Below are 1,784 nucleotides of genomic sequence, written 5' to 3' on the forward strand. Positions count from 1 at the left end.
CCGCTGGCATCGGTCACGGTCAATGTGGTGAACGAGGGCTCGAGCGGCCCGTCGAACAGGATCCTGACCTTTGCAGGTGAGGACACCGTCGCTCCGGCCCCTGGCTCCTGCTTCTTCGGAAACACGTGTGCGAAGACGGCGCCGGAAAACGCGACGGTGACGCCGAACACGGCGAGCATCTTCGCCAGCCGGCGGCCGATGGATTGATACGATTGCATGGCTTACTCCTTGTCCGCCGAGGTGAAGAGCGGTTTGCCAATACTGTTAGGTGCCACGTCGTCGAAAAAGATGTGGGCATCGAGCAGGACGCCCACGTGAGAGCCACTCGCCCGATTGATCGGAATTTGTGCTTCGATGCCGAGTTGCCCGTAGCGGGTTAGCCAGATAAAGCCCGGATTGACCGTTCCGGTCGTCTGGCCCTGACTTCTCGAGAGGGGCACTTCGACAATCGGTACCAAGTTGGCGATCGGCTCCGGCAGACCAAAATCATGCACATGCTGCTGCAGGTAGGCGATGCTGTATTGCACCGTGAAGCCATAGTTGAACGCATTGGGCTGGCCCGCGCCGGTTGTCAGTGACGGTCCGATTTCGCCTGTCACACCCAGTGGACGCAAGTATTGGAGCGAATCGGGGAGGTCGCCGAAACCCTTGCCGAAAAAGACGTTGGGCGAGAGGGTCGAAAAGTTATCGGCGATGGCGCTACTACCTGTTCCCCCGAGATCGGCATCTGCACCGATCGAGACCATGAATTCATGTGGCTCGTTCACGTAAAGAAGGTACTTTAAACCGACCGAGAAGTTATCGAAGCCTCGCGCCGTGGCGTTGTTCTGCATCGCATACGAGCCGCCGATCGATAGAGCTAGCCGCGAAGTAATCAGCTTGTCCCATTCGACATTGAACGTGTTGATGCTCTGGTCCCCGTTGTCGCCGGGAACGCGTTGATGCCCATACAAAAAGTCAGCTTCATCCCCCACGCCTGGGTCGTCGATGCCCATCGTTGCGGGGAAGACGTAGTCGCCAGCGATCGCGTGGGCAACTGCGAATGATGGTGTGAGAAGCGAAGCAGCGGCAGCCAGTGCGGACAGCGCCGCGAGCGTGGCGTTGCCGCCCGTGATTCGGGAAGTGTGCATGTTTCATCCTGTGCTATAGGTCGTGCGTTTTCGACGCGTCGTTCTCTGGACGCGCAAAGACTTTGCGACGCAGTCGCGTGCGTCGCAACCGAAGAGTTCAACTCAGGATGAAAATGGAGGGGCGCGTGGCTGAGCCGCGGTCGGCGGCTCAGCACGGAGAAGGCGTTGAAAGCGCGTCGCGATGCGATGCTGAATCGCCCAGACTGTGATCGCGAACGGTGCTTGTACGGTGGGTACGACAGGCATATGGGCGAGCAGGCTGCAGTAGCCGCACGCATCGCCAGGAGACATCGTGGAGTGAGAGCTAGACCCGTCGTCCGACTCATCGTGATGCACCGAGTGCGTCGAGCAAAGCACTGCGGGAATTGAATTTTCAGCACGGCTCCGAGCGAGCGCCTGGGAGATCGTCGGTGCGAGCGTCGCCATCAGGATCGCGAGCAATCCGAGTAAGCAGCCAACTTTGTATTGGAAACGACTGAGCATTTACCAGGCGGTTTAGTGTAGCGACTCGGGCGGCGAAATTATGCCATGACGATTCTCATCACACGCAGCATAATTTGGCCGCCTTTTTCGCGGATCGTTGCTCGCGGTCATGCGGCCCAGCGACGACGTTGTACCTCTTGTCGACGTTAGTCGGCGAATCAGGCACATCTG

General features: G+C 58.9%; 3 protein-coding genes. All 3 read right to left on the bottom strand.

The window, feature by feature from the left end; all coding sequences use genetic code 11:
• Positions 1 to 218: copper resistance CopC family protein (locus tag HV670_RS29865; protein ID WP_425511495.1), on the bottom strand; the 218-nt coding region annotated here is incomplete at its 3' end.
• A gap of 3 nt (positions 219 to 221) precedes the next feature.
• On the bottom strand, positions 222 to 1,130 hold the full coding sequence (locus HV670_RS29870; protein WP_175108524.1) for a hypothetical protein: 909 nt from the start codon (positions 1,128 to 1,130) through the stop codon (positions 222 to 224).
• A gap of 102 nt (positions 1,131 to 1,232) precedes the next feature.
• Positions 1,233 to 1,613 (bottom strand): DUF2946 domain-containing protein, encoded by a 381-nt coding sequence (locus tag HV670_RS29875; RefSeq protein ID WP_175108525.1) that lies wholly within the window; start codon positions 1,611 to 1,613, stop codon positions 1,233 to 1,235.
• Positions 1,614 to 1,784: the final 171 nt, after the last annotated feature.

This window comes from Pararobbsia alpina, assembly GCF_902859895.1.
Classification (GTDB): Bacteria; Pseudomonadota; Gammaproteobacteria; order Burkholderiales; family Burkholderiaceae; genus Pararobbsia; species Pararobbsia alpina.

What these genes read in the sequence shown, in the direction of transcription:
- HV670_RS29870 (WP_175108524.1), bottom strand. Translation starts at nt 1,130, where the DNA reads ATGCACACTTCCCGAATCACGGGCGGCAACGCCACGCTCGCGGCGCTG.
- HV670_RS29875 (WP_175108525.1), bottom strand. Translation starts at nt 1,613, where the DNA reads ATGCTCAGTCGTTTCCAATACAAAGTTGGCTGCTTACTCGGATTGCTC.